Here is a 1,566-nt window from a genome sequence, read left to right on the forward strand (position 1 = left end):
CTCTGGGGACTGGCCTTCAAACCCAATACCGACGACATCCGTGAAGCCCCGGCCCTGGAGATCATCGACCACCTGGTAGCCGCCGGCGCTACCGTAAAGGCCTTCGACCCCGAAGCCATGCCCAACGTAAAAGCCCTGATCGGCGACAAGATCGCTTTTGCCGCTTCGCAGTACGAAGCCCTGGAAGGCGCCGACGCCCTGATCATCGCTACCGAGTGGAACGAGTTCCGCACCCCCGACTTCTCGAAGCTGCAAAGCGCGCTGAAGCAGCCGGTAGTATTCGACGGCCGTAACCTGTTTGAGGTAGCTTCCATGGAAGAAAAAGGTTTTTATTACGAAAGCATCGGACGGCCTTCTGTGCTGACCGCTCAAAAATCCAATTAATTATGAGCAGGGAGAAAAAACGCGTTCTCATTACCGGTGGTGCAGGCTTCCTGGGCTCGCACCTTTGCGACCGCTTTATTGCCGAAGGCTTCCATGTTATTGCCATGGACAACCTTATTACCGGGGACCTGAGAAACATTGAACATCTGTTTCCGCTGCCGCAGTTCGAGTTTTACCATCACGATGTGACCAAGTACATTCACATCCCCGGCAAGCTGGACTATATTTTACACTTTGCCTCGCCGGCTTCGCCGATCGACTACCTCAAAATCCCGATCCAGACGCTGAAGGTAGGCGCCATGGGCACGCACAACTGCCTGGGCCTGGCCCGCGCCAAGGGTGCCCGCATCCTGGTGGCCTCCACTTCGGAAGTGTACGGCGACCCGCTGGTGCACCCGCAGACCGAGGAATACTGGGGCAACGTAAACCCCGTAGGCCCCCGCGGCGTGTACGACGAAGCCAAGCGCTACCTCGAAAGCATTACCATGGCCTACCATAATTTCCATGGCGTGGAAACCCGCATCATCCGCATCTTCAACACCTACGGACCGCGGATGCGCCTCAACGACGGCCGGGCTCTGCCCGCCTTTATCGGCCAGGCACTGCGGGGCGAGAACCTGACGGTGTTCGGCGACGGCAGCCAGACCCGCTCGTTCTGCTTTGTGGACGACCTGGTGGAAGGCATCTGGCGCCTGCTGCTGAGCGATTACCCCATGCCGGTGAACATCGGCAACCCCTCGGAAATTTCCCTGCTGGATTTCGCCCGCGAAGTGCTGTCCCTCACCGGCGGCAAGGTGGACATCGAGTTCCGTCCCCTGCCGGCCGACGATCCCAGGCAGCGCCAGCCCGATATCACCAAGGCCACGGAACTCCTCGGCTGGCAGCCGAAGGTGGGCCGCAGGGAAGGCCTGGAAAAAACCTTCCAGTACTTCAAAAGCCTTCCCCGTGAGGAATGGGTGAAGGAGCCGAAGGAATTTTTAAGCAACTAAGCAAACATCCCTGCCGTTCCCCGGAACGGCAGGGTGTTTTCTAAAGCGGCATCGCCCCAAAATAGTTGTCCTTTGCGGACCATAAATCAATCTATGTATAATCAGCTTATTGCCAGGCAGGAAAAGCTGGCCGTGATCGGTCTGGGCTACGTAGGCCTGCCCATCGCCCTGGAGTTCGCCAAAAAAATCTCCG

The 1,566-nt window shown here is 58.0% G+C and carries 2 protein-coding genes; both read left to right on the forward strand.

Features of this window, described 5'->3' with window-relative positions:
- On the forward strand, positions 1-384 hold a 384-nt coding region (locus V9K67_RS26950), incomplete at its 5' end, for a UDP binding domain-containing protein (protein WP_336728221.1).
- Between the two features lie 2 nt (positions 385-386).
- The gene (locus V9K67_RS26955; RefSeq protein WP_336728224.1) at positions 387-1,373 is read left to right on the forward strand and encodes a UDP-glucuronic acid decarboxylase family protein; all 987 of its coding nucleotides are present in this window, start codon (positions 387-389) and stop codon (positions 1,371-1,373) included.
- Positions 1,374-1,566: the final 193 nt, after the last annotated feature.

This window comes from Huijunlia imazamoxiresistens (assembly GCF_037132455.1).
In the GTDB taxonomy this organism is placed as follows: Bacteria; Bacteroidota; Bacteroidia; order Chitinophagales; family Chitinophagaceae; genus Flavisolibacter; species Flavisolibacter imazamoxiresistens.